Origin of the sequence: Streptomyces sp. WP-1 (assembly GCF_030450125.1) — a bacterium.
GTDB lineage: Bacteria > Actinomycetota > Actinomycetes > Streptomycetales > Streptomycetaceae > Streptomyces > Streptomyces incarnatus.
The window spans coordinates 7,028,091-7,048,861 of the sequence record NZ_CP123923.1; the positions used below are offsets into that span (position 1 = coordinate 7,028,091).

Annotated in this window: 19 protein-coding genes and 3 pseudogenes; 12 read left to right on the forward strand and 10 right to left on the reverse strand. The window is 74.0% G+C overall.

Annotated features, from left to right (window positions below; all coding sequences use genetic code 11):
• Positions 1–46: 46 nt before the first annotated feature.
• Positions 47–1,144: a hypothetical protein gene (locus tag QHG49_RS31260; RefSeq protein ID WP_186337933.1), complete on the forward strand. Its 1,098-nt coding sequence runs from the start codon at positions 47–49 to the stop codon at positions 1,142–1,144.
• Between the two features lie 15 nt (positions 1,145–1,159).
• Here QHG49_RS31260 and QHG49_RS31265 read toward each other — a convergent pair whose 3' ends face one another.
• Positions 1,160–1,558 (reverse strand): MarR family winged helix-turn-helix transcriptional regulator, encoded by a 399-nt coding sequence (locus tag QHG49_RS31265; RefSeq protein WP_301492170.1) that lies wholly within the window; start codon positions 1,556–1,558, stop codon positions 1,160–1,162.
• 43 nt (positions 1,559–1,601) lie between these two features.
• Positions 1,602–1,958 (reverse strand): VOC family protein, encoded by a 357-nt coding sequence (locus QHG49_RS31270; RefSeq protein WP_301492171.1) that lies wholly within the window; start codon positions 1,956–1,958, stop codon positions 1,602–1,604.
• Between the two features lie 286 nt (positions 1,959–2,244).
• Here QHG49_RS31270 and crcB point away from each other — a divergent pair, with 286 nt between their 5' ends.
• The 10 genes and pseudogenes from crcB to QHG49_RS31320 form a co-directional block, all read left to right on the forward strand.
• Positions 2,245–2,709 (forward strand): fluoride efflux transporter CrcB, encoded by a 465-nt coding sequence (crcB, locus tag QHG49_RS31275; RefSeq protein ID WP_301492173.1) that lies wholly within the window; start codon positions 2,245–2,247, stop codon positions 2,707–2,709.
• Positions 2,706–3,092 (forward strand): DUF190 domain-containing protein, encoded by a 387-nt coding sequence (locus QHG49_RS31280; protein ID WP_145489477.1) that lies wholly within the window; start codon positions 2,706–2,708, stop codon positions 3,090–3,092. The genes crcB and QHG49_RS31280 overlap by 4 nt, the downstream gene beginning before the upstream one ends.
• A pseudogene (locus QHG49_RS31285) lies at positions 3,086–3,334 on the forward strand (CrcB family protein); the annotation flags it as partial. The gene QHG49_RS31280 and the pseudogene QHG49_RS31285, both read left to right, overlap by 7 nt.
• An 81-nt stretch (positions 3,335–3,415) precedes the next feature.
• Positions 3,416–4,252, forward strand: coding sequence for an undecaprenyl-diphosphate phosphatase (locus QHG49_RS31290; RefSeq protein ID WP_145489481.1), 837 nt, complete (start codon positions 3,416–3,418; stop codon positions 4,250–4,252).
• A gap of 194 nt (positions 4,253–4,446) precedes the next feature.
• Positions 4,447–5,124 (forward strand): FadR/GntR family transcriptional regulator, encoded by a 678-nt coding sequence (locus QHG49_RS31295; RefSeq protein ID WP_145489593.1) that lies wholly within the window; start codon positions 4,447–4,449, stop codon positions 5,122–5,124.
• Between the two features lie 225 nt (positions 5,125–5,349).
• Positions 5,350–6,348: an asparaginase gene (locus QHG49_RS31300; protein ID WP_159698778.1), complete on the forward strand. Its 999-nt coding sequence runs from the start codon at positions 5,350–5,352 to the stop codon at positions 6,346–6,348.
• A gap of 124 nt (positions 6,349–6,472) precedes the next feature.
• Positions 6,473–7,879: an aspartate ammonia-lyase gene (gene aspA, locus QHG49_RS31305; protein WP_370530530.1), complete on the forward strand. Its 1,407-nt coding sequence runs from the start codon at positions 6,473–6,475 to the stop codon at positions 7,877–7,879.
• A 63-nt stretch (positions 7,880–7,942) separates the two neighbouring features.
• Positions 7,943–8,881, forward strand: a complete 939-nt coding sequence (locus tag QHG49_RS31310) for a glutaminase (protein ID WP_145489484.1) — start codon at positions 7,943–7,945, stop codon at positions 8,879–8,881.
• Positions 8,882–9,589: 708 nt separating this feature from the next.
• Positions 9,590–11,008 carry a polyprenol phosphomannose-dependent alpha 1,6 mannosyltransferase MptB gene (mptB, locus tag QHG49_RS31315; protein WP_159698775.1) on the forward strand — a complete coding sequence of 473 codons (1,419 nt, stop codon included), beginning with the start codon at positions 9,590–9,592 and terminating at the stop codon, positions 11,006–11,008.
• A gap of 221 nt (positions 11,009–11,229) precedes the next feature.
• Positions 11,230–11,832 (forward strand): annotated as a pseudogene (locus QHG49_RS31320) (glycosyltransferase family 87 protein); the annotation flags it as partial.
• A gap of 272 nt (positions 11,833–12,104) precedes the next feature.
• On the opposite strand, the gene QHG49_RS31325 reads toward QHG49_RS31320, so the two are convergent.
• From QHG49_RS31325 to QHG49_RS31335, 3 genes are all read right to left on the reverse strand, one after another.
• Positions 12,105–13,316, reverse strand: a complete 1,212-nt coding sequence (locus QHG49_RS31325) for a D-alanyl-D-alanine carboxypeptidase family protein (protein WP_301492176.1) — start codon at positions 13,314–13,316, stop codon at positions 12,105–12,107.
• 103 nt (positions 13,317–13,419) lie between these two features.
• The gene (gene rho / locus QHG49_RS31330) at positions 13,420–14,568 is read right to left on the reverse strand and encodes a transcription termination factor Rho (RefSeq protein WP_301492178.1); all 1,149 of its coding nucleotides are present in this window, start codon (positions 14,566–14,568) and stop codon (positions 13,420–13,422) included.
• 431 nt (positions 14,569–14,999) lie between these two features.
• On the reverse strand, positions 15,000–15,395 hold the full coding sequence (locus QHG49_RS31335) for a nuclear transport factor 2 family protein (protein ID WP_301492179.1): 396 nt from the start codon (positions 15,393–15,395) through the stop codon (positions 15,000–15,002).
• Positions 15,396–15,469: 74 nt separating this feature from the next.
• Between QHG49_RS31335 and QHG49_RS31340 the strand changes: the two genes are divergently transcribed.
• On the forward strand, positions 15,470–16,201 hold the full coding sequence (locus QHG49_RS31340) for a class I SAM-dependent methyltransferase (RefSeq protein ID WP_159707893.1): 732 nt from the start codon (positions 15,470–15,472) through the stop codon (positions 16,199–16,201).
• A gap of 26 nt (positions 16,202–16,227) precedes the next feature.
• Here QHG49_RS31340 and QHG49_RS31345 read toward each other — a convergent pair whose 3' ends face one another.
• The 5 genes and pseudogenes from QHG49_RS31345 to QHG49_RS31365 all read right to left on the reverse strand — a co-directional run bounded on the left by QHG49_RS31345 (position 16,228) and on the right by QHG49_RS31365 (position 20,730).
• Positions 16,228–17,427 carry a serine hydrolase gene (locus QHG49_RS31345; protein ID WP_145489599.1) on the reverse strand — a complete coding sequence of 400 codons (1,200 nt, stop codon included), beginning with the start codon at positions 17,425–17,427 and terminating at the stop codon, positions 16,228–16,230.
• Positions 17,428–17,526: 99 nt separating this feature from the next.
• Positions 17,527–18,510: pseudogene (locus QHG49_RS31350) on the reverse strand (acetylxylan esterase); the annotation flags it as partial.
• A gap of 90 nt (positions 18,511–18,600) precedes the next feature.
• The gene (locus QHG49_RS31355; RefSeq protein ID WP_201300505.1) at positions 18,601–19,179 is read right to left on the reverse strand and encodes a hypothetical protein; all 579 of its coding nucleotides are present in this window, start codon (positions 19,177–19,179) and stop codon (positions 18,601–18,603) included.
• A gap of 188 nt (positions 19,180–19,367) precedes the next feature.
• Positions 19,368–20,132 carry a ferredoxin reductase gene (locus QHG49_RS31360; RefSeq protein ID WP_301492181.1) on the reverse strand — a complete coding sequence of 255 codons (765 nt, stop codon included), beginning with the start codon at positions 20,130–20,132 and terminating at the stop codon, positions 19,368–19,370.
• Positions 20,125–20,730, reverse strand: coding sequence for a sulfite oxidase-like oxidoreductase (locus QHG49_RS31365; RefSeq protein ID WP_159698763.1), 606 nt, complete (start codon positions 20,728–20,730; stop codon positions 20,125–20,127). The genes QHG49_RS31360 and QHG49_RS31365 overlap by 8 nt, the downstream gene beginning before the upstream one ends.
• Positions 20,731–20,771: the final 41 nt, after the last annotated feature.

Here is a 20,771-nt window from a genome sequence, read left to right on the forward strand (position 1 = left end):
ACCCCCGAAATGGATCACCGCGCTCCCGGGGCGCCAAAATGCCCCCATGGAATACATCGCCGGCACGGCGGGCGCCCTGCTGCTCCTCGCCGTGCTGAGCAGCATCCTGCGCACCCTCGTCGTCCCGAGGGGCCTCTACTCCGCGCTGGTCTTCCGCCTGTGGTGGCTGCTGCGCAGACTGCTCCGGCTGACCACCCCTCGCGGTGACTACGAGGCGATCGACCGCGCCCAGACCTGGCTGGCGCCCCTCATGCTGATCGGCATGCTCGCCGGCTGGCTCGTCGGCGCGCTGCTCGGCTTCGGCCTGCTCCTGTACGCGCTGTCCTCACTGACCTGGACCACCGCGTTCCGCGAGGCCGGCTCCAGCCTGTTCACGCTCGGCTTCGCCAGCGGCGCCCGGTGGAAGCTGTCGGTCCTCGACTTCGTCGCGGCGGCCACCGGCCCGGTCCTGATCGCGCTCCAGATCGCCTACCTGCCCACGCTCTACGCCGCCTACAACCGCCGCGAGGTCGAGGTCACCCTCCTCCAGGCAAGGGCGGGCGAGCCCTCCTGGGGCCCGGAGATCCTGGCCCGGCAGTGGCTGGTCGACACCGAGACCGCGCTGCCGGAGCTGTACCGGGCCTGGGAGCGGCTGGCCTCGGACATGGGCGAGAGCCACTCCACCTACCCGGTGCTGCTGACGTTCCGCTCCCCGCGCCCCTACCGCAGCTGGCTGGTGGGACTGGTGGCCGTGATGGACGCGGCGGCGCTCCAGCTCGCCCTGGACCCGAAGTCCGCGCCGCCGGAGGCCCGGTTGGTGCTGCGGGCCGGGTTCAGCGCCCTGCGCGACATCGCCCGCGCGGTGCGCGCCCCCTTCGAGGAGGACCCCGCGCCGAGCGCCCCCATCCGGCTCACCTACGCCGAGTTCGACGCGGCCGTGGCGATGCTGGACTCGACCGGCTTCCGCGCCGAGCGCACCCCCGAGGAGGCCTGGCCCCACTTCCGGGGCTGGCGGGTCAACTACGAGGCCGTCGCCTACGAACTGTGCCGCCGCTGCGACGCCGTACCGTCCCTGTGGACCGGCCCCCGCGACTTCCCGACGACCCCGATCCCGCCGCGCCGCCCGGTGGACCGGCGCCCGGACGACCCGCCGGAGGGCGTCTGATCCGAACGAAAGACCCTAGCTCTCCCGGGCGGCCAGCATCCGCCCGAGGACGGCCCGTTGCACCGGCAGTACCTCGGTGTGCAGGCCGCGGCCCTTGGCGGTGAGGGCGACCCAGACGCCCCGGCGGTCCTCGGCGCACACCGAGCGTTCCACCAGGCCGTCCTTCTCCAGCCGGCCGATCAGCCGGGACAGGGCGCTCTGGCTCAGATGCACCCGCCCGACCAGGTTCTGCACCCGGCAGTGGTCGCCGTCGCGGGGCGACTCGGCGGCCAGGATGTCCAGCACCTCGAAGTCGCTGGCGCCCAGGCCGTAGGGGTGCAGCGCACGGTCGATCTCGCACATCGTGCGCGCGTGTACGGCGAGGATGTCCCGCCAGCGTTCCTCCAGCCGGGCGTCGGCCGTTCGCACTGCCATACCGGCACGGTAGCACCGATCCAGCCACTCGTTGAGTGTGCAACTACTTTTCGGTGACGGGATCCTGGAGCAGACCCACCATGTTGCCGTCGGCGTCCCGCACGGAGGCCACGAGCCGGCCGTTGCCGACGTCCCGGGCGTCCTGGACGATCTCCGCGCCCGCCGCCACCAGCGCCGCCAGCCGCTCCCGCAGATCGGTGACGTGCCAGAACGGCACCGGCCCGGTCAGACCCTGCGCGTGCCCGTCCGGGTCCAGGCCGACATCCTGGCCCCCGGCCTTGAAACCGGTGTAGTACGGCTCGTCGGCGTACGGCTCGACGCCCAGCAGCGCGCCGAACAGGGCCTTGGCCCGCTCCGGGTCCTTGACGGGGTAGATGATCGTCTGCACACCGGCGGTCATATGGCTCACTCCTCGCGAGGCAAAGGGTCAGGGGCAGGGGCCCGGCGGGCTCCCCTTCGGTGCTCCCACGCTAGGCCGGGGGAGTCCGTCACGGCTTCTCGAATCCTGACCGGTTCGGCCCCGGCGCGACCGGCCGCGGTTACGGCGAGGTGCCCCGCCGGGGAAGGGCGGGTGAACGGTGCGGCGGACGGGCCGCGGCGTGGCCGGGCGCGGCCGATCCGGCGGTAATGTGGGGCCCGGCCGTGATCACCCGCCGGGGGACGGCCGAGCAGGAGACGTAGGAACGATGACAACCCCCGAAGCCGACACCCTCCACGCCCGCCGCGCACCACGACGGCGGACCCAGTGGCGTGCCCAGGGCCCCGTCGTCGCGGTGGTCGCGGCCGGCGGCGCCCTCGGCGCCTGCGCCCGCTACGGGCTCAGCCTCGCCTGGACCACCGCGCCCGACGGCTTCCCGTGGGCGACCTTCTGGACCAACCTCATCGGCTGCGCCGTGATGGGCGTGTTCATGGTGTTCATCACCGAGGTGTGGGCCGCCCACCGCCTCGTCCGCCCCTTCTTCGGCACCGGCGTCCTCGGCGGCTTCACCACCTTCTCCACCTACACCGTCGACATCCGCCGCCTCGTCGAGGCCGGCCGCCCCGGGATCGGGCTCGTCTATCTGGTGGCGACGCCCTGCGCGGCCCTCGCGGCGGTGTGGCTCGCCTCGGCCACCGCCCGCCGGGTGCTGACCAGGAGGGAACAGGCATGACCTCGCTCACCGGCCGCGCGCTGCGGCTGACCGTGTACATCGGCGAGGACGACACCTGGCACCACAAGCCCCTCTACAGCGAGATCGTGCACCGCGCGCACGCCGCCGGGCTCGCGGGCGCCAGCGTCTTCCGGGGGATCGAGGGCTACGGCGCCTCCTCCCGCATCCACACCTCCCGGCTGCTCTCGCTCAGCGAGGACCTGCCGGTCGCGGTGGTCCTCGTGGACACCGAGGAGCGGGTCCGCGCCTTCCTGCCCCAGCTGGACGAACTGGTCCGCGAGGGCCTGGTCACGCTGGACGAGTGCGAGGTCGTACGGTACGTCGGCCGGACGCCCGGAGAGGACGCCAGGACGGACCGGTCCGAAGGTGAGGAGCCGTTGTGAACCGGCTGATCCCCGGCCTGGTCACCGGCGCCGTCGCCACCGGGGCCGCGGGACCCCGTCCGCAACTCCTGCTCGGCACCGGTCTGTGCGGGGCGCTGACCACGTACTCGACCTTCTCCTACGAGACCCTGCGGCTGACCGGGGCCGGCTCCGGCCTCTACGCTTCGGTGAACGTCGTCGCCGGAGTGGCGGCCGGGCTCGCCGCGGCCTTCGCCGGGTACTGGCTCGCCGGCGCTGTGTAGACCCGGGCGCCCGGCACCCCGCCGGACGCGGCAAGTACTGTCTACAACACTGTCGACCTACTCTCCTCAGAACTGGATCCCATGAGCGCCATCTCTGTCGGTCAGGCCGTCGTCCTCGGAGTCGTCGAGGGGGTGACCGAGTTCCTCCCCGTGTCCTCCACCGGCCACCTCAAGATCGCCGAGGGGCTCATGGACATCCCCGTCGACGACAAGTCCGTCGTCGGGTTCTCCGCCGTCATCCAGGTCGGCGCCATCGCCGCCGTGCTCGTGTACTTCTTCAAGGACATCAAGCGGATCGTTTCCGCCTGGTTCCGCGGTCTGGTCAACCGTGAGGAGCGCTACCACCACGACTACAAGTTCGCCTGGTGGGTGATCGCCGCGACGATCCCGATCGTGCTGGTCGGCCTTGCCGCGAAGCCGCTGATCGACGGGCCGCTGGCCTCGCTGTGGGTGGTGGCCGGTTCGCTGATCGTCGGCTCCGGCGCGATGTGGTGCGCGGACCAGATGGGCCGCCACAAGCGCGGTGAGGACGACACGTCCTTCAAGGACGCGATGTGGGTCGGCTGCTCCCAGATCCTCGCCCTGCTCTTCCCCGGCTTCTCCCGCTCCGGCGCCACCATGTCCACCGCGCTCGTCCTGGACCTGGACCGCGTCGCCGCGACCCGCCTCTCCTTCTTCCTCGGCATCCCCGCGCTGACCGGCGCCGGCATCTACGAGCTGAAGGACGCCCTGGGCGCGGGCGTGGGCGCCGCCCCGCTGGCCGTCGGCACCCTCGTCTCCTTCGTCGTGGCCTACGCCTCGATCGCCTGGCTGCTGAAGTTCGTCGCCAAGCACTCCTTCAACGCCTTCGTGATCTACCGCATCATCATCGGCGTGGGCCTGCTCGCCCTGCTCGGCACCGGTGTGCTCAACGCCTGAGCCATCACCTCCCGGCCACCCGGCGGGGTGCGGCGCCCGAGAGCGGGCACCGCACCCCGTCGGCGTTCCCTCCCACCGCCCCAGGCGGGTTTGCACCGGCCGCCTTGACAGAGCGGGCGGGCAGCGCGCAGGATCGGCCCGTGAACCTGTCAGACAGCCAGACAGGTGGTACCGGCCCGCGGCGCGTGAGCGCGATGGAAGCGGTCCTCGGCCACCTCCGCGCCGCCATCGAACGCGGCGACTACGCCATCGGCGACAAGCTGCCCTCCGAGGCCGAGCTGGGCCGCACCCTGGAGGTCTCCCGGCCCGTGCTGCGCGAGGCGCTGCGCGCGCTCCAGGCGATGGGCCTCACGGTCTCCCGGACCGGCAAGGGCACCTTCGTCGTCGCCGACGCCGTGGAGGACCCCACCTTCGGCGACTACGCGGCCAGCGACCTGCTGGAGGTCCGCCGCCACATCGAGATCCCGGTCGCCGGTTACGCGGCCCTGCGCCGCACCCCCGACCACCTGGACCGCCTGGCCCATCTGCTGGACCGCATGGAGCGGGAGACGGACACCACCGCCTGGGTCGCGATGGACACCCTCTTCCACCTCACCGTCGCCGAGGCCGCCCAGAACCCCGTCTTCCGCCGGGTCATCGAGGAGATCCGCGACGCCCTGGCGCGCCAGTCGGCCTTCCTCAACGAGCTGGGCGGCCGACGCGAGCAGTCCGACCGCGAGCACCGCGCCATCGTCGAGGCGCTCACCGACGGCTCCGAGCCGGACGCCGTCGCGGCCATGAGCCACCACCTGGACCGCGTCGAACGCACCCTCACCGACATCGTGCGCCCCAGACGGCCGGACCCGGCCGCGAGCGGCGCGCCCGAGGCATGAGCGCCGCCCGCCCCTGACCCCCGGACAAGACCCCCTGACCCCCGGACACACCGACGTCGGCACCGGACGCACCACCGTGCCCCTCCGCCGCCGGCCACCACGGCACCGGGTGCGGTCGTACGACGCCCGTGCCCGCCCCCGTGCCGTCCGCACCCCGCGCCCCCGCCCGGCGTGCCGCCGCGTGACCCGCGAACCGGCCGCCCCGACTCCTTGATGCAGGCAGAAATGGACATCAGCTTCCCCGCCGACGCGCCCGTCGTCCGCGCACCCGGCCACGCCCCCGTCGCCCACCTCGTCCGCGGCGGTGTGATCGAGGGCATCCACTACGGCTCCGTCGTCGTCCTCGGCGCCGACGGCACCGTCGACCACCAGGTCGGCGACATCGAGGCCGCCTTCTACCCGCGTTCGGCCGTCAAACCCCTCCAGGCCGTCGCCATGGTGCGGGCCGGGCTGCCGCTGGACGGCGAACTGCTGTCCCTGGCCGCCGCGAGCCACTCCGGGGAGGAGCGCCACCTCGCCGGGACCCGGCGCATCCTCGAACTGGGCGGACTCGCCGAGGACGATCTGCGCAACGTCCCCGACCTGCCCTTCGACCCCGCCGTCCGGGACACCTGGGTGCGCGACGGCCGGACGCCCTCCCGGCTCGCCCAGAACTGCTCCGGCAAGCACGCGGCGATGCTGTGGACCGCGCGCCTCAACGACTGGTCCCTGCCGGACTACCTGGACCCCGCGCACCCCTTGCAGCGGACCATCCGGGAGACCGTCGAGGACCTCACGGGACAGCGGGTCGCGCACATCACCGTGGACGGCTGCGGCGCGCCCCTGTTCGCCATCTCCCTGCACGGGCTCGCCCGCGCGCTGTCCCGGATCACCTCGGCCGCGCCCGGCACCGCGGAGGCCAAGGTCGCCGACGCGATGCGGGACCACGCGGAGATGGCGTCCGGCGCGAGCCGCGATGTCGCCGCGCTGATGCGGGCCGTGCCGGGGCTGCTCGCCAAGGACGGCTTCGAGGGGGTCCAGGTGGCCGCGCTGCCGGACGGGCGGGCGGTGGCCGTGAAGATAGCGGACGGCGCGGACCGCGCCCGGATACCGGTCGCGGCACGGGCACTTGAGCGGGCCGGGGTGGACCCCGCCCTGCTGACCGGCTTCGCGGGACAGGCGCTGCTCGGCGGCGGGGTCCCGGTGGGCGCCGTACGCGTGGTGGGCGGGGCCGAGACCGCCTGAGTTCACCCCTCGCCGGTGTTTTCCCTCCCGAAACCCGGAAAGCCCCGAACCCCGGGAACCCCGGACAGCCTCGAAGCCCGGGGTGCCCGAACAGCCCCGAAGCCCAGAAAGCAGAGCACCCCTGATGACCACCACCCGGCGCGAACACGACCTCCTCGGCGATCGGGACGTGCCCGCCGACGCCTACTGGGGCATCCACACCCTGCGGGCCACCGAGAACTTCCCCATCACCGGCATGCCGATCTCGGCGTACTCGCATCTGATCGACGCCCTGGCCGCCGTGAAGGAGGCCGCCGCGCTCGCCAACGCGGAACTCGGCCTGCTGGCACCGGAGAAGGCCCGCGCGATCGTCACCGCCTGCCAGGAGATCCGGCGGGGCGAGCTGCACGAGCAGTTCGTCGTGGACGTCATCCAGGGCGGGGCCGGGACCTCGACCAACATGAACGCCAACGAGGTCGTCGCGAACCGGGCGCTGGAGCTCCTCGGCCGCGCCAGGGGCGAGTACATGTATGTACACCCGAACGAGGACGTCAACCTGAGCCAGTCGACCAATGACGTCTACCCGACCGCCGTCAAGATAGCGACGGTCTTCGCGGTCCGTGGACTGCTCAAGGCGATGGCTGTACTCCAGGACTCCTTCGCGGGGAAGTCCGTGCAGTTCCGTGACGTGCTCAAGATGGGCCGTACACAGTTGCAGGACGCGGTGCCGATGACGCTCGGCCAGGAGTTCTCCGCGTTCGCCGTGATGATCGAGGAGGACCGCAGCCGGCTCGCCGAGGCCGTCGAGCTGATCCAGGAGATCAACCTGGGCGCCACGGCGATCGGCACCGGGATCAACGCTCCGTCCGGGTACGCCGAGGCCGCCCGCCGGCATCTGTCCGCGATCACCGGGCTGCCGCTGGTCACCGCCGCCAACCTGGTCGAGGCCACCCAGGACTGCGGGGCCTTCGTACAGATGTCCGGGGTGCTCAAGCGGATCGCGGTCAAGCTCTCCAAGAGCTGCAACGACCTGCGGCTGCTGTCCTCCGGTCCGCGCGCCGGGCTCGGGGAGATCAACCTGCCGCCGGTGCAGGCCGGTTCGTCGATCATGCCGGGCAAGGTCAACCCGGTCATCCCCGAGGTGGTCAACCAGGTCGCCTTCGAGGTCATCGGCAACGACGTCGCCATCACCATGGCCGCCGAGGCCGGACAGCTCCAGCTCAACGCCTTCGAGCCGATCATCCTCCACTCCCTCTCCGAGTCGATCACCCATCTGGAGCGGGCCTGCCGGACGCTGGCCGAGCGCTGCGTCGACGGCATCACCGCCAACACCGAGCGGCTGCGCGCGAGCGTGGAGAACTCCATCGGACTGGTCACCGCGCTCAACCCGCACATCGGGTACACGGCGGCCACCGAGATCGCCAAGGAGGCCCTCGCCACCGGGCGCGGGGTCGCCGAACTGGTCCTGGAGAAGGGCCTGCTGCCGGTCGGGACACTGACCGGGCTGCTGCGCCCCGAGATCATCGCGGGCAGCGGGGCACCGGCCGCCTGACCTGCGGCGACGAGAGGTATCGGAGCGGGGGCGAGTGGGCTCCGGGAGCGGTACGGAGGCACAATGGTGATCATGACAACGACGTCGTCCCCCACCTTCCTGCCGGTCCTGGAGCGCATAGCCGAGGAGCTGGAGCACACACCGGGCCGCGGCCGCGCCGCCGACTACATCCCGGCGCTGGCCGCGTGCGACCCCCGTGCCTTCGGCATGGCCGTCGCCGAGCTGGACGGCACGGTGTACGGGGTGGGGGAGTGGCAGCAGCCGTTCTCCGCGCAGTCCATCACCAAGGTGTTCACCCTCGCCCTCGACCTGGCCCGCGAGGGCGACGAGCTGTGGGAGCACGTCGGCCGCGAGCCGTCCGGCAACCCGTTCAACTCGCTGGTCCAGCTGGAGTACGAGAACGGCATCCCGCGCAACCCGTTCATCAACGCGGGCGCGCTCGTCGTCACCGACCGCCTCCAGACCCGTACCGGGGACGCGGCCGGTGAACTGCTCGACTTCCTGCGCGCCGAGAGCGGAAACCCCGCGCTGGACTTCGACCAGGAGGTCGCCGCCTCCGAGACCGCGCACGGCGACCGCAACGCCGCGCTCGCCCATTTCATGGCGTCCTACGGCAACATCGACAACGAGGTACCGGTCCTGCTCGACCAGTACTTCCGCCAGTGCTCCATCGCCGCCTCCTGCGCCGACCTCGCCCTCGCCACCGGCTTCCTCGCCCGGCACGGGATCCGCTCCGACGGCAGCCGGCTGCTCAGCCGCAGCGAGGCCAAGCAGGTCAACGCGGTGATGCTGACCTGCGGCACGTACGACGCCGCGGGCGACTTCGCCTACCGGGTCGGCCTGCCCGGCAAGAGCGGCGTCGGCGGCGGCATCATCGCCGTCGTACCGGGCCGCTGCACCCTGTGCGTGTGGAGCCCCGGCCTGGACGAACGCGGCAACTCCGTGGCCGGCGTGGCAGCCCTCGACCGCTTCACCACCCTGACCGGCCTGTCCGTCTTCTGACGACACCGGCCCCGGGGCCCGCCGGGCACCGGTTGCGCGACCCGCTGGGCGTCGGCCGGGGGAGCTATCGGGCGTCGGCTGCAGAATGCGCTGGGTATCGGCTTCGGGATCCGTTGGGCATCGGCCTCCGGGAACTGCCGGACGTCGGCTTCGGGTCCGTCGGGCATCAGGTGGGGGATCCGCTGGGTATCGGCCTGGCAAGCCATCGGACACCGGCGCCGGAAGCTGTCGGCCATCGGCCCCGGAGACCGCCGGGCACCGCTGCGGAAGCCGTCGGGCATCGGCTGCGGGATCCGCTGGGCATTGGCCGGGGAAGCCGTCGGGCGTCGGCTGCGGAATCGACAGGACCTCGGCTCCGTGATTTCGCCGGACACCGGCCCCAGGACCGTCGCCGGGCACCGGCCCCCAGGACCGTCGGGCATCGGCCGCGGAAGCCATCGGCCATCGGTCCCGGAATCCGCTGGGCCTCAACTCCGGAATCCGCCGGGCACCGGCCCCGGAAACCGCCAGCCACCTGCCCGGAACCCACCGAGCACCTGCCCGGAACCCACCGAGCACCTGCCCGGAACCCACCGAGCACCGGCCCCCCTCCCGCTGCCCTTCCCCCTCTCCGCCCCACCACGCCCCGGCCACACCTCGGTCCCCGTCCGGACGGGCACTCGTCGTCTCGTGGACATCCGGCGTTGCCACGCTGAGCCGGTGTTGGCCATGGCGTTCCCCTTCGATCTGCGGTGTTGCCGGCTGCTCGGGCTGGTCGGTAGCGCCTTTCTCGCGCTCGGCGGGGAGACGGCCGGTGCGCTGCCCGTGGCGGATCTGCCGGCGCCCGCCTCGGCCCAGGAGGCGACAGGGCTGGTCGCGGCGTACTTCGGCGTCGTGCTGCTGATCGCCGCCTGGGTGCTCCTCGGCCGCCTGGTGCGCGGGCCGCGCCCGCCCGCGCCGCGCGCCCTGCTGCTCGTACTGGCCGTCTGGGCCGCCCCGTTGGCGCTCGCCCCGCCGCTGTTCAGCCGGGACGTCTACAGCTATCTCGCGCAGGGCGCCATGGCCGCCGCGCACCTGGACGTCTACACCCAGGGCCCCGCCGCCCTCGGCGGTCCGCTCGCCGACCAGGTGGCCCCCCTGTGGCAGCACACCGGGGCGCCGTACGGCCCCGCGTTCCTGGGCCCCGCCGCCGCGCTGTCCGGTCTCACCCGGGGCGAACTGCCCGCGGGCCTGATCGGCATGCGGCTGCTCGCGCTCCTCGGGGTGGCCCTGATGGCGTTCGCGCTGCCCCGGCTCGCCCGGCACAGCGGCACCGACCCGGCCGCCGCGCTCTGGCTCGGCGCCCTCAACCCGCTGGTGCCGCTGCACCTGGTCGCGGGCGCCCACAACGACGCGCTGATGCTCGGACTGCTCGGCCTCGGCCTGGTCGCCGCCCGGCGGCGGGGGCCCGTGCCGGGCGCCGTACTCGTCACCCTCGCCGCACTGGTCAAGGCGCCCGCCGCGCTCGGCCTGCTCGCCGTGGTGGCGTTCCAGGCCCGCGCCGGACGCCGCCCCCTGCCCGCCGCCCTGACCACCGCGGCCGTCTGCGCCGCGACCACCGTCGCCGCCACCGCGGTGGCCGGCACCGGCTACGGCTGGATCGGCGCCCTCGGCACCCCCGTCTCCCCGCGGAACTGGGCGCTGACCAGCCTGCTCGGCCGGGCCACCGGCGCCCTGCTCGACCGCCTCGGCAGCGGCCTGGCCCCGCTGGCGGTCCCCGGCTGGCAGCTGCTCGGCCTCGCCGCCACCGCCGTCGCGATCGGCCTCATCTGGCTGCGGCTACGCCTCGAACCGGTGTACGCGCTCGGCCTGAGCCTGCTCGCCGTCGCCGTGTTCGGCCCGGCGATCCGCCCCTGGTACGTGCTGTGGGGCCTGTTCCTGATCGCCGCCGCCGCGCCCAGCACCCCGGTACGGCACCGGGTCGCCGCCCTCGCCGGGGTCCTCGCCCTCGCCGTCCTGCCGAGCGGCGGCCCCGCCGACGCGGGTCAGCTGGCGCTCGCCGTCTGCGGTGGGCTGCTCGGCGTGGTCGTCCTGTGGCAGGCCCACCAGGCGGCCCAGGGACCCGCCGCGTCCCCGGCCCCGTCCCCGGCCCCGGGGCGCGCCGCATGAGGGGACCGTGCACCGACCGGGGCAGGCTGGCGCTGGTCCTCGCCCTCGCCGCCGCCGTGACCGCGTTCACCGCGACCGTGCCGCTGCTGCGCGGCTTCTTCGACCTGCGCGTCTACTACGGCACCGTGCACACCTGGGTGCACCACGGCGGCCTGATCTACGACTACCGGGTGCCGGGCACGCGCTACGGCTTCACGTATCCGCCGTTCGCGGCGGTCCTGATGCTGCCCCTGGCGCTGCTCGGCCGGAACACCGCGATCGTCGCCTCCCTGGTGGTGAACGCGGTCGCCCTCGGTGTCGTCCTGCGCGTCCTGGCCGGCGACCACTGGCGGCGGCACGGCTGGTACCGCTGGTCGCTCGCCCTGTGCGCGCTCGCGCTGTTCGAGCCCCTGCGGGACACCTTCAGCTTCGGCCAGGTCAATGTCGTACTCCTGGCCCTCGTCCTCACCGACGCCCGGCTGCTGGCGAGCGGCCGGGGCCGCTGGGCGGGCGCCGGGACCGGCCTCGCGGCGGCGATCAAGCTGACGCCGGCCCTGTTCATCGGGCTGCTGCTGCTCGCCGGGCGCCGCCGGGCCGCCGCGCGGGCGACCGCCGTCGCGGCGGCCGTGACCGCGCTCGCCGCCCTGGTGGACCCCGCCGCGTCCCGGTTCTACTGGACCCGGGCGCTGTGGGACACCGGCCGGGTGGGCCGCCTGGACTACGTCTCCAACCAGTCGCTCCAGGGGGTGCTGGCCCGGCTCGGCGAGAGCGGCCGCCCGCTGTGGGCGCTCGCGGTGCTGGGGACGTTGTGCGTCTGGGCGTGGCGGAGCCGTCGGGCGGCGCTGGCCGGCGACTGGACCGCGGCCTTCGCCCTCACCGGGGCGGCCGCCTGCCTGGTCAGCCCGATCACCTGGGTGCACCACCTGGTGTGGCTGCTGCCCTCCTTCGCGGTCCTGCTGCGCGCCGGGCACCGCCTGGTCGCGGGCGCGCTGTACGCGGTGCTGTGCACCAGCGTGGTCTGGCTGTGGTCCGACGACGCCTCGGGTCTCGACGGCTTCCTCGGCAGCAACCTCTACACCTGGATCACCCTGGGCCTGCTGCTCGGTCTGCCGACCGGTCAGCCCCGCGCGGCCCGGCCCTTGCCCCGGCCCCTGGCCCGCAGCGCCAGTGCCAGCCCGGCCGCGCCGAGACCGGCGAGCCCCGCCCCGACGGCGGCGGCGGACCAGTCGTCGTCCGGCGTCCCGGACGTGGCCGCCGCCACCGGCGCGGCCGACGCGGCGGGCCGTGCCTTGGGGCGCAGCCCGTCCAGCGAGCCCACCGGATCCACCTGACCGTCCGCCGCGAAGCCCCAGTCGAGCAGCCGGCGGGCCTCCTCGTACACCTCGAACCCGTCGCCCGACTGAGGGTTCATCACGGTCACCTCCAGCGTGCGCCCGCCCCGCCGGGCGGCGGCCACGAGGGTGTTGCCCGCGTTGCTGGTGTAGCCGTTCTTGACGCCGATCAGGCCCGGGTAGGGTGCCACGCCGTCGGCGCCGGTCAGCAGCCGGTTGGTGTTCTCGATGGCGAACGGCGTGCCGTCGCCGGGGAACTCGGCCTGCGCGGTGGAGCAGTACTTCGCGAAGTCGGGGTTGCGCAGGCCCTCGCGGCCGAAGACGGCGAGGTCGTAGGCGGAGGACACCTGGCCGGGGGTGTCGTAGCCGTCCGGGGACAGCACATGGGTGTCCAGGGCGCCCAGGGCGCGGGCGTTGGTCTGCATCCGCCGGGCGGTGGTCTGCCAGCCGCCGTTGAGGGAGGCGAGCACGTGCACCGCGTCGTTGCCGGAGCTGAGGAAGACCCCCCGCCACAGGTCCGCCACCCGGTAGCTGTGGCCCTCCTCGACCCCGACCAGGCTGCTGCCCTCGGCGACGTCGGCCAACTCCTGGTAGCTGACGGTGTGCTGCATCCCGCTGGGCAGTTTCGGCAGCACGGTGAGGGCGAACAGGGTCTTCAGGGTGCTGGCCGGGGGCAGCGGCCGGTGCGCCTCGCTCGCGGCCAGCACCTGCCCGCTGCCCGCGTCGGCGACCAGCCAGGACAGCGCGGAGACGTCCGGCAGATCGGGGGCGCTCCGGCGCGGGCGTACCTGTACGCCGGAGCGGTAGAGCAGGGCCGGGGCCGGGGTGGCCGCCCGGGGCGCGGGCGGCGCGGGCTCGCCGTTGCGGGGCAGCGCGCCGCTGTGGTGCCGCGCGGCGGCCGGTGCGGCGCCGGCCAGGGCCGGGGTGAACGCCAGCAGGCCCGCCACACACAGGGAGCAGGCGGGTACGACCGCCCGATATCTGAATCTGGTGATCATATGATCAACGTACGAAGGGGAGTGGCGTGCGCGCGTCGGCCGCGCCGTCCGGCCCAACGGAGCAACCCGGATGCCAGCGGAGCAACCCGGTTGCCGTACCCGGTCAGCTCGCGGGCAGCGTCGGCAGGACCTGCCGCAGGAAGGCCGCGTTGTCGGGGGTGCGCCGCATCCGCTCCAGCAGGGTCTCCAGGCCCGCCGGGGAGCCCTCGCGTGCGCGCAGGGCGCGGCGCAGCCCGTGTACGGCGCCCAACTCGGCCGGGGTGAGCAGCAGTTCCTCGCGCCGGGTGCCGGAGCCGTCCAGGTCCACGGCGGGGAAGACGCGCCGCCCGGCCAGTTCCCGGTCGAGCCGCAGCTCCATGTTGCCCGTGCCCTTCAGCTCCTCGAAGAAGTAGCCGTCGGCACGGGAGCCCGTGTCCACCAGGGCGGTGGCCAGGATGGTGAGCGAGCCGCCCTCCTCGGCCTCGCGGGCGGCGCCGAAGAACCGCTTGGGGCCGATCAGCGCGCCCGCGTCGACGCCGCCGCTGAGGGTGCGGCCGCCCGCGCCGGAGGCGTTGTTGTGCGCCCGGCACAGCCGGGTCAGCGAGTCCAGCAGGACGACGACGTCCTCGCCCGCCTCGACCAGCCGCTTGGCCCGTTCGACGACGAGTTCGGCGAGGGCGATGTGCTCCTTGGCCGTGCGGTCGAAGGTGGAGGCGTACACCTCGCCGCGCACGGTGCGGCGCATCTCGGTGACCTCCTCGGGGCGTTCGTCCAGCAGCAGTACCATCAGGCGGCACTCGGGGTGGTTCCCGGCGACGGCCGCGGCCAGCTGCCGCAGCAGCACGGTCTTGCCGCTCTTCGGCGGGGCCACGAGAAGACCGCGCTGGCCCTTGCCGACCGGGGTGAACAGATCGGCGACCCGCCCGGCCATCCCGGCGTCCGGGTGTTCCAGGCGCAGCCGGCGGCGCGGGTGCAGCGGGGTGAGGTCGCGGAAGTGCCGGCGCGCGGCGAGGTCGCCGGGCGCGCGGCCCTCGACCCGGGCGATCTCGGTCAGCGCGCGCTGCGCGCCCCGGGCGCCCTCGACGAGGTCGCCCTTGCGCAGCCCGTACCTGCGGATCAGCGCGGCCGGCACCTGCGGGTCGGCGGGTCCGGGAAGGAGGCCGGGGGCCCGCAGGTGTCCCTTCCCGTGTGTGTCGATGTCGAGAACGCCGGTGACGAGCCGGGCGGCCGGGGCCTGCGGCTCGACCGGGGGGTGTTCGAGTGTGGTGGTCATGGAGGGGTGTCCTTTCGCGGATTTCGCGGACGAAGAGCGCAGAGAAGAGCGTGGGAGGGGGAACGGCCGCGAGAGCGGGAGGCGGATACGACCTGCCTCCGGGCGGCGGGAACCACACCCCGGACACGACGGCGAAAGCCCTGGTCACGAGGTGGTGCGGAGAAGAAGCCCGGGGCCGTGCGAACGGCTCGGCCGAGGGGCTGGAGAGAAGACGGCGACATCGGTGCCGGTACGAGGGGCACGCACATGCGCTGTTCGCACTATACCGGTGCGCTCGGTGTCGTCAACAGATCGGTGCGCGGGGGTATTCCCGAGGGCCGGTGCGCGGGCCCCGCGAAAAAGGTCCGGAGGCCCGGTAAAAGGCGGAGGCCCGGTAAAAGGCGGGGGCCCAGGAAAAGGGGCGGCCCCGTGCGGACCGCCCCCTCCCGGCGTCAGGAACGCGCCTGCGCCTCCTCGGCGATCTGTTCGAACCGCGCCCCCATCGCCTCGGCGAGCGCCTGCGCGCCCGACAGCGGGCGGACCATGACCATGAAGTCGTCGATCAGCCCCTCCGCGTCGACGTGCAGGAAGTCACAGCCCGTCAGCTCGCGCCCACCCACCCGGGCGGTGAAGACCAGCGCGTGGTCGGGGGAGTCCGGGGCGCCGAACTCGCGGACATAGCGGAAGTCCTCGAAGACCTGGAAGACCGCGCGCAGGATCGCGGCGGTGATGGCCTTGCCCTTGTACGGTTTGAAGACGACGGGACTGGTGAAGACGACGTCCTCGGCCAGCAGCGCCTCCACGGCGTCCGGGTCCCCGGCCTCGACTGCCGAACGGAACGCGTGCATCGGATCACCCCTGTAGGTTGGGTCGGTGCGGATGAAACTGATCCATGGGTACGAGAGCTGACGGGCTGACGGACATGTTCGGACCCGAAGGCCCCTCGCTGCGCGAACTCGCCGTCCAGGCGCTGTCCTCCGTCGAGCGCGGATACGACCTGCTCGCGCCGAAGTTCGACCACACGCCCTTCCGTACCGGTGGCCGGGTGCTCGACGCCGTGGCGCGGGCGCTCGCCCCGCTGGGCCCGTTCGACGACGGGCTCGACCTGTGCTGCGGGACCGGCGCCGGTGTGCGGGTGCTGGCCGGGCTGTGCCGCCGCAGCGCCGTCGGCGTCGACTTCAGCGCCGGGATGCTGGACGTCGCCCGGCGCGAGGTCCGCTCGGGGGCCGGGCCCGCGATCGGCTGGGTGCGCGGCGACGCGCGGGCGTTGCCGTTCGCCTCCGCCTTCGATCTCGTCGTCAGCTTCGGGGCGTTCGGCCACTTCCTGCCCCGCGAGCTGCCGGGCCTGTTCGCCCAGGTCCACTCGGCGCTGCGGCCCGGCGGCAGCTTCGCCTTCCCGCTGCCGGCGCCGGCCCCCGCGACCGGTCCCCTGTTCTGGACGCTGCTCGGCTTCGACGCGGTGATGCGGGTGCGCAACGCCCTGTGGCGGCCGCCGTTCGTCATGTACTACCGGACGTTCCGGCTGGGCACGGTGCGCGCGGAGCTGGCACGCGCCGGGTTCACGACCGAGCTGCGCGCCCTGCCCGAGTTCGGGCGGCGCGCCGACGGCAGCCCCCGCGTCCGGCTGGTGGTGGCCACCAAGGCGGCGGCGTAGCGCGCGAGTTGAAGCCGGTCCGCTGATCACAGGGCGCCGTACAGGGCGTCGATCAGGGCCATCTTCCGGGGGTCGTCCATGACGCGCGGACCCATCCGGTTCATGACGTAGCCCAGCGACACTCCGGCCTCCGGATCGGCGAGCCCGCACGAACCGCCGAACCCGTCATGGCCGAACGCCCGCGGATTGGGCCCGTACGCGCCCTGCGGCCCGCTCAGCCACAGGCCGAGCCCGGCCTCGCTCGCGCCGCCGAGGCCCGCCCCGAGGACCAGGTCGACACAGCTGCCCTGCCCCTCGCGCACCCGCTCCGCCGCCTCGGGCGACAGGATCCGCCGCCCGCCGAAGGAGCCGCGCCCGGCGAAGACGCCGTACAGCGCCGCGACCGCCCGCGCGGTGCCGTGCCCGTTGCCCGCCGGGACCTCCGCCGCCCGCCACGCGGGTGTGTTCGCCTGGACCGGGCCGATCGCCGGGTTGGCCATCGCCGCGAGCGTCAGCCGGTTCCACTGGCGGAAGGCGGGGGAGCGTTCGTCGTCCGAGGTGTCCGGGGCGTACGTCAGCTCGGCGGCCCGCCCGTACTCCCCGACCGGCAGGCCCACGCTGAAGTCGATGCCGAGCGGCCCGGTCACCTCCCGCTCCAGGAAGGCCCCCGGCTTCAGCCCGGTGATCCGCCGTACGACCTCGCCGACCAGGAAGCCGTACGTCACCGCGTGGTACCCGGACCGGGTGCCCGGCTCCCACCAGGGCTCGGTGGCCGCGAGCCGCGCGGTGGTCAGCTCCCAGTCGTACAGGTCCTGGACGCTGTGCGGCCGGCGCAGTCCGCACAGCCCGGCGCGGTGCGACAGCAGATGCCGTACCAGCACCTTCTCCTTGCCGGCCGCCGCGAACTCGGGCCAGTACCGGGCCACCGGCGCGTCCAGGTCGAGCAGCCCGCGGTCGGCCAGCAGATGCGCGCACAGCGCCACCGGGCCCTTGGTCGTCGACCACACGTTCACCAGCGTGTCCCGCTCCCAGGGCCGGGTGCGGGCCGTGTCCGCCCAGCCGCCCCACAGGTCCACCACGGTCTCCCCGCCGAGGGTGACCGCCACCGCCGCGCCGAGTTCGCGCCGGGCGCGGAAGTTCTCCTCGAACGCCTCGCGCACGGCCGCGAACCGGGGAGCGCAGAAGCCGTGCACCCCGGCCGCCTCCGGAGCAGGCCGGGTCTGCCGGGCGTCGTGCGTGGCTGACATGGGCCCTCCGTGGTCGCGGGAACGCCCGGCCCGTGTCGGCCCCGGACCGGGCACCCCGAACATACCGACCGGTCGGCCATCGAGGAAGAGGTGATCTCGGGCGTACGCGCGCAGCCGGCGCATCCTCACCGCGTCGTGGAAGGGTCCGCCGCCCTCGTGGTCGTCGAACTCGTGCACCTCGATCGTCTTGTCCGGGTGCGCCCAGGAGGTGAACGCCGCGAACACGGTCGACGGCGGGCAGGTCTCGTCCTCCAGGGCGGTCGAGAACAGGGCCGGCGCCCGGCCGCGGGCCGCGAAGCGCACGCCGTCGAAGTAGGAGAGGGTGCGCAGGGCCTGCGCCGCCCGGCCCCCGGTGGGTCTTCAGGGACAGGCCGACCTCGCGGTAGGGGCGGCGGTCCGTCAGGGTGATCGCGCGCGGGAAGTCGCACAGGAACGGCACGTCCGGCGCCACCGCGACCAGGCCGGGGACCAGCGCGCCGACGGCGAGGGTGATGCCGCCGCCCTGGCTGTGGCCGAGCGCCACCGTGCGCGCCGCGTCGGTCAGCGGATGGGCGCGGGCCGCCTCGATCGCGCGCACCGTGTCCGTGAACATTTGCCGGTAGCAGTGGTTCTCGGGCGCGTCGATGCCCCGGGTGAGGAAGCCGGGATGGGCGGGCCCGGAACGCACCGGGTTTGCGGTGCCGCCCCCGCCGCCCCAGGCGTTGCCCTGCCCCGGGGTGTCCATCACGAAGTGCGCCCGGCCCGTCGACGCCCACAGCAGGTCCTCGTGCGCCAGCCGCGCCCGCCGCCGTACCCGATGAACTGCACGACCAGCGGCAGGGGTCCGGCGCCGGCCGGCAGCCGCGGCCAGCCCTTGACCGGGTGCCCGCCGAACCCGGCGAACGTCACGTCGTACACCTCGACCGCGGCCGGCCCGGACTCCACCGGCTCGAAACGGACGGCGAGTTCATGTGCGCGAGCCTCGCCGAGGGTGGTGTCCCAGAACGCGTCGAAGTCCTCGGGCTCGGCCGACTCGCTCCGGTGGGCGCGGAGTCGGGACGGGGGCAGGTCGAACCGGGACGGGGGCAGGTCGAACAGGGCCATCGGCCACCGCCTTCGCCGGGGGAGCGGGAAGCGGGGAGCCCATCGTTCGAGGACGGCGCCCCGGCCGACCATGGCCCGGAACCGGGGTGTTCAGGTTCGCGGCTGGGTCCACCTCGGCCCGGTGCGGGCCCACGCCCGCTCCCACTCGGCGAGCCGGTGGCGCAGCGCGACCCGGCGGGCGACGGTGTGCCCGAGGACCACCGCGCCCCCGGCACAGGCCGCCGCGCACACCCCGATGGTCACCGCGTGCTGGAGGATCGCCGCACCGGACGCCGGCGCGGCGACGACCTGCCCCCGGGAGTCGACCCACACCGGGACCGTGTCCCCGGTCCGGGTCCCGGCCGGTACCCGCGCCCAGGCGGTCCTGGTGACCCGGCCGGGCTCGGTCCAGCGCACCTCGGCGCGGTGCAGATGCCCGCGCTCGACCCGGACGGCGGCCGGATCGCCGGACACCGTGGCCGTGACCCGGTGGCGCGCGGCCCGCTGCGCCGCCGCGCCCGCCGCGTCCCGGTCGTGGGTGTACAGCCCCGCGGCCACCCCGGCGAGGGGCGCCACCACCAGCAGCAGCACGGCGACGACCAGCACCGTCCACGCCTCGACGACATCACAGCGCCGCCGCAGCGGACTGCGCCGCCAGCGCCAGCCACGCACACGCACCCGGGTCCGCATGTCCGCCTCCTCGCCGAAGCCGACCGGCCGCCCGCCCGCGCCGCCACCCGCTCCGGTGTGCGCGCACGAGCGTCCACACCCGTCTCGTACCCCGTACGGCGCACCCGGCCCACCCGGTGAACCGCGAGTTCAGGCCCACTTGAGGCACGTTCGAGCCATGTGCCCCGCGAACGCGCCGGTGGCGCGGCTCAGCCGAAGCGTTCGATGCGGATACGGTCCGCCGGCTGACCGGCGCGGACCAGCAGCCGGGAGACATGCTCGGCGAACCCGTTGGAGCCGCACACGTACGCCTCCCATCCGCCGGGCGGCCGCTCGGCCAGCAGCGGCGCCAGATGCGCGGCCGTCACCCGGCCCACCGGCACTCCGGCGGGGGCGCTGCGGGTGAACACCGGGGTCGTCTCCGCGCCCAGCTCGGCCGCGTAGATCAGCTCCTCGGGGCTGCGCGCGGACACCAGCATCCGCAGCGGCACCTGGAGACCGCGTCCCCGGTGGTGCCGGATCATCGACATCAGCGGTACGACCCCGGAGCCGGCGCCGAGCAGCAGCGCGGGCCGGTCGCCGGGCCAGGCGAAGAAGCCGCTGAGCGGGCCGCGCACGTCGATCGTGTCCCCGGGCCGGGCCACGGTGTGGAACCAGCCGGAGACCTCGCCGTCCGGCACCCGGTCCAGGGTCAGTTCGACATGTCCGCTGTCGTCGGGCGCGGAGGCGATCGAGTAGTGGCGCTGCGCCGTGTAGCCGTCCTTGGCGGTCAGCCGCAGCATCAGGTGCTGGCCGGGCAGATGCCCTGCCCACCGGGGCACGGCGAGCCGGAAGGTGGCCGCGTGCGGGGTCTCGCGGCGGATCTCCGTCAGGGTGGCCGTCTGCCACGTCGACTCGGCCTGCTCGCCCACGGCGATCCGGCCGGGCACCGCGAACCGGGGCGCGCCACCGGGCATGGTCGTCGTCTCAGTCACCGGCGTACCGCTGCTCTTCCCAGGGGTTGCCGCGCGGGTGGTAGCCGTTGCCCTCCCAGAAGCCCGGCTCGTCGTGGTCGAGGAGGGTGAGGCCCGCGATCCACTTGGCGCTCTTCCAGAAGTACAGATGGGGCACCACCAGGCGCGCCGGGCCGCCGTGTTCGGCCGGCAGCGGCGCGCCGCCGTACTCCCAGGCGATCCAGGCGCGGCCGCCGGTGAGGTCGGCGAGCGGCAGGTTCGCGGTGTAGCCGGTGTGCGAGCGGGCGAGTGCGTGGGTGGCGGCCGGGGCGGGCCGCACCACGTCGAGGAAGGCGTCGAGCGAGACCCCGCCGAACCGCACTCCGAACTTCGACCACCCGGTGACGCAGTGGATGTCGCCCTCGTACGCTGAGGCGGGCAGCGCGTGCGCCGCGTCCCAGTCCCAGGTGTACGGCCGCTCGACCAGGCCGTCGACGCGGAAGGTCCAGTCGGCGGGGGTGAGGTCGGGGGTGACCTCGGCGGACAGGACGGGCCAGTCCTCGCGCGCGTCGTACTGACCGGGCGGCAGCCCCGGGTTGTGCTCGCGCGCGCGGCCCGTGAAGCCTCGCGTGACGTTCATGCTTCAACCGTACGCTGTCCGGGCGGCTGCTCCGTGCCTGG

Coding starts and splice junctions, on each gene's coding strand:
- QHG49_RS31365 (WP_159698763.1), bottom strand. CDS start 20,730: ATGAACGTCACGCGAGGCTTCACGGGCCGCGCGCGCGAGCACAACCCG.
- QHG49_RS31270 (WP_301492171.1), bottom strand. CDS start 1,958: ATGACCGCCGGTGTGCAGACGATCATCTACCCCGTCAAGGACCCGGAG.
- aspA (WP_370530530.1), top strand. CDS start 6,473: ATGACCACCACCCGGCGCGAACACGACCTCCTCGGCGATCGGGACGTG.
- QHG49_RS31355 (WP_201300505.1), bottom strand. CDS start 19,179: ATGCGGACCCGGGTGCGTGTGCGTGGCTGGCGCTGGCGGCGCAGTCCG.
- QHG49_RS31310 (WP_145489484.1), top strand. CDS start 7,943: ATGGTGATCATGACAACGACGTCGTCCCCCACCTTCCTGCCGGTCCTG.
- QHG49_RS31340 (WP_159707893.1), top strand. CDS start 15,470: ATGTTCGGACCCGAAGGCCCCTCGCTGCGCGAACTCGCCGTCCAGGCG.
- QHG49_RS31335 (WP_301492179.1), bottom strand. CDS start 15,395: ATGCACGCGTTCCGTTCGGCAGTCGAGGCCGGGGACCCGGACGCCGTG.
- crcB (WP_301492173.1), top strand. CDS start 2,245: ATGACAACCCCCGAAGCCGACACCCTCCACGCCCGCCGCGCACCACGA.
- QHG49_RS31295 (WP_145489593.1), top strand. CDS start 4,447: ATGGAAGCGGTCCTCGGCCACCTCCGCGCCGCCATCGAACGCGGCGAC.
- QHG49_RS31345 (WP_145489599.1), bottom strand. CDS start 17,427: ATGTCAGCCACGCACGACGCCCGGCAGACCCGGCCTGCTCCGGAGGCG.
- QHG49_RS31300 (WP_159698778.1), top strand. CDS start 5,350: ATGGACATCAGCTTCCCCGCCGACGCGCCCGTCGTCCGCGCACCCGGC.
- mptB (WP_159698775.1), top strand. CDS start 9,590: ATGGCGTTCCCCTTCGATCTGCGGTGTTGCCGGCTGCTCGGGCTGGTC.
- QHG49_RS31280 (WP_145489477.1), top strand. CDS start 2,706: ATGACCTCGCTCACCGGCCGCGCGCTGCGGCTGACCGTGTACATCGGC.
- QHG49_RS31265 (WP_301492170.1), bottom strand. CDS start 1,558: ATGGCAGTGCGAACGGCCGACGCCCGGCTGGAGGAACGCTGGCGGGAC.
- QHG49_RS31260 (WP_186337933.1), top strand. CDS start 47: ATGGAATACATCGCCGGCACGGCGGGCGCCCTGCTGCTCCTCGCCGTG.
- rho (WP_301492178.1), bottom strand. CDS start 14,568: ATGACCACCACACTCGAACACCCCCCGGTCGAGCCGCAGGCCCCGGCC.
- QHG49_RS31290 (WP_145489481.1), top strand. CDS start 3,416: ATGAGCGCCATCTCTGTCGGTCAGGCCGTCGTCCTCGGAGTCGTCGAG.
- QHG49_RS31325 (WP_301492176.1), bottom strand. CDS start 13,316: ATGATCACCAGATTCAGATATCGGGCGGTCGTACCCGCCTGCTCCCTG.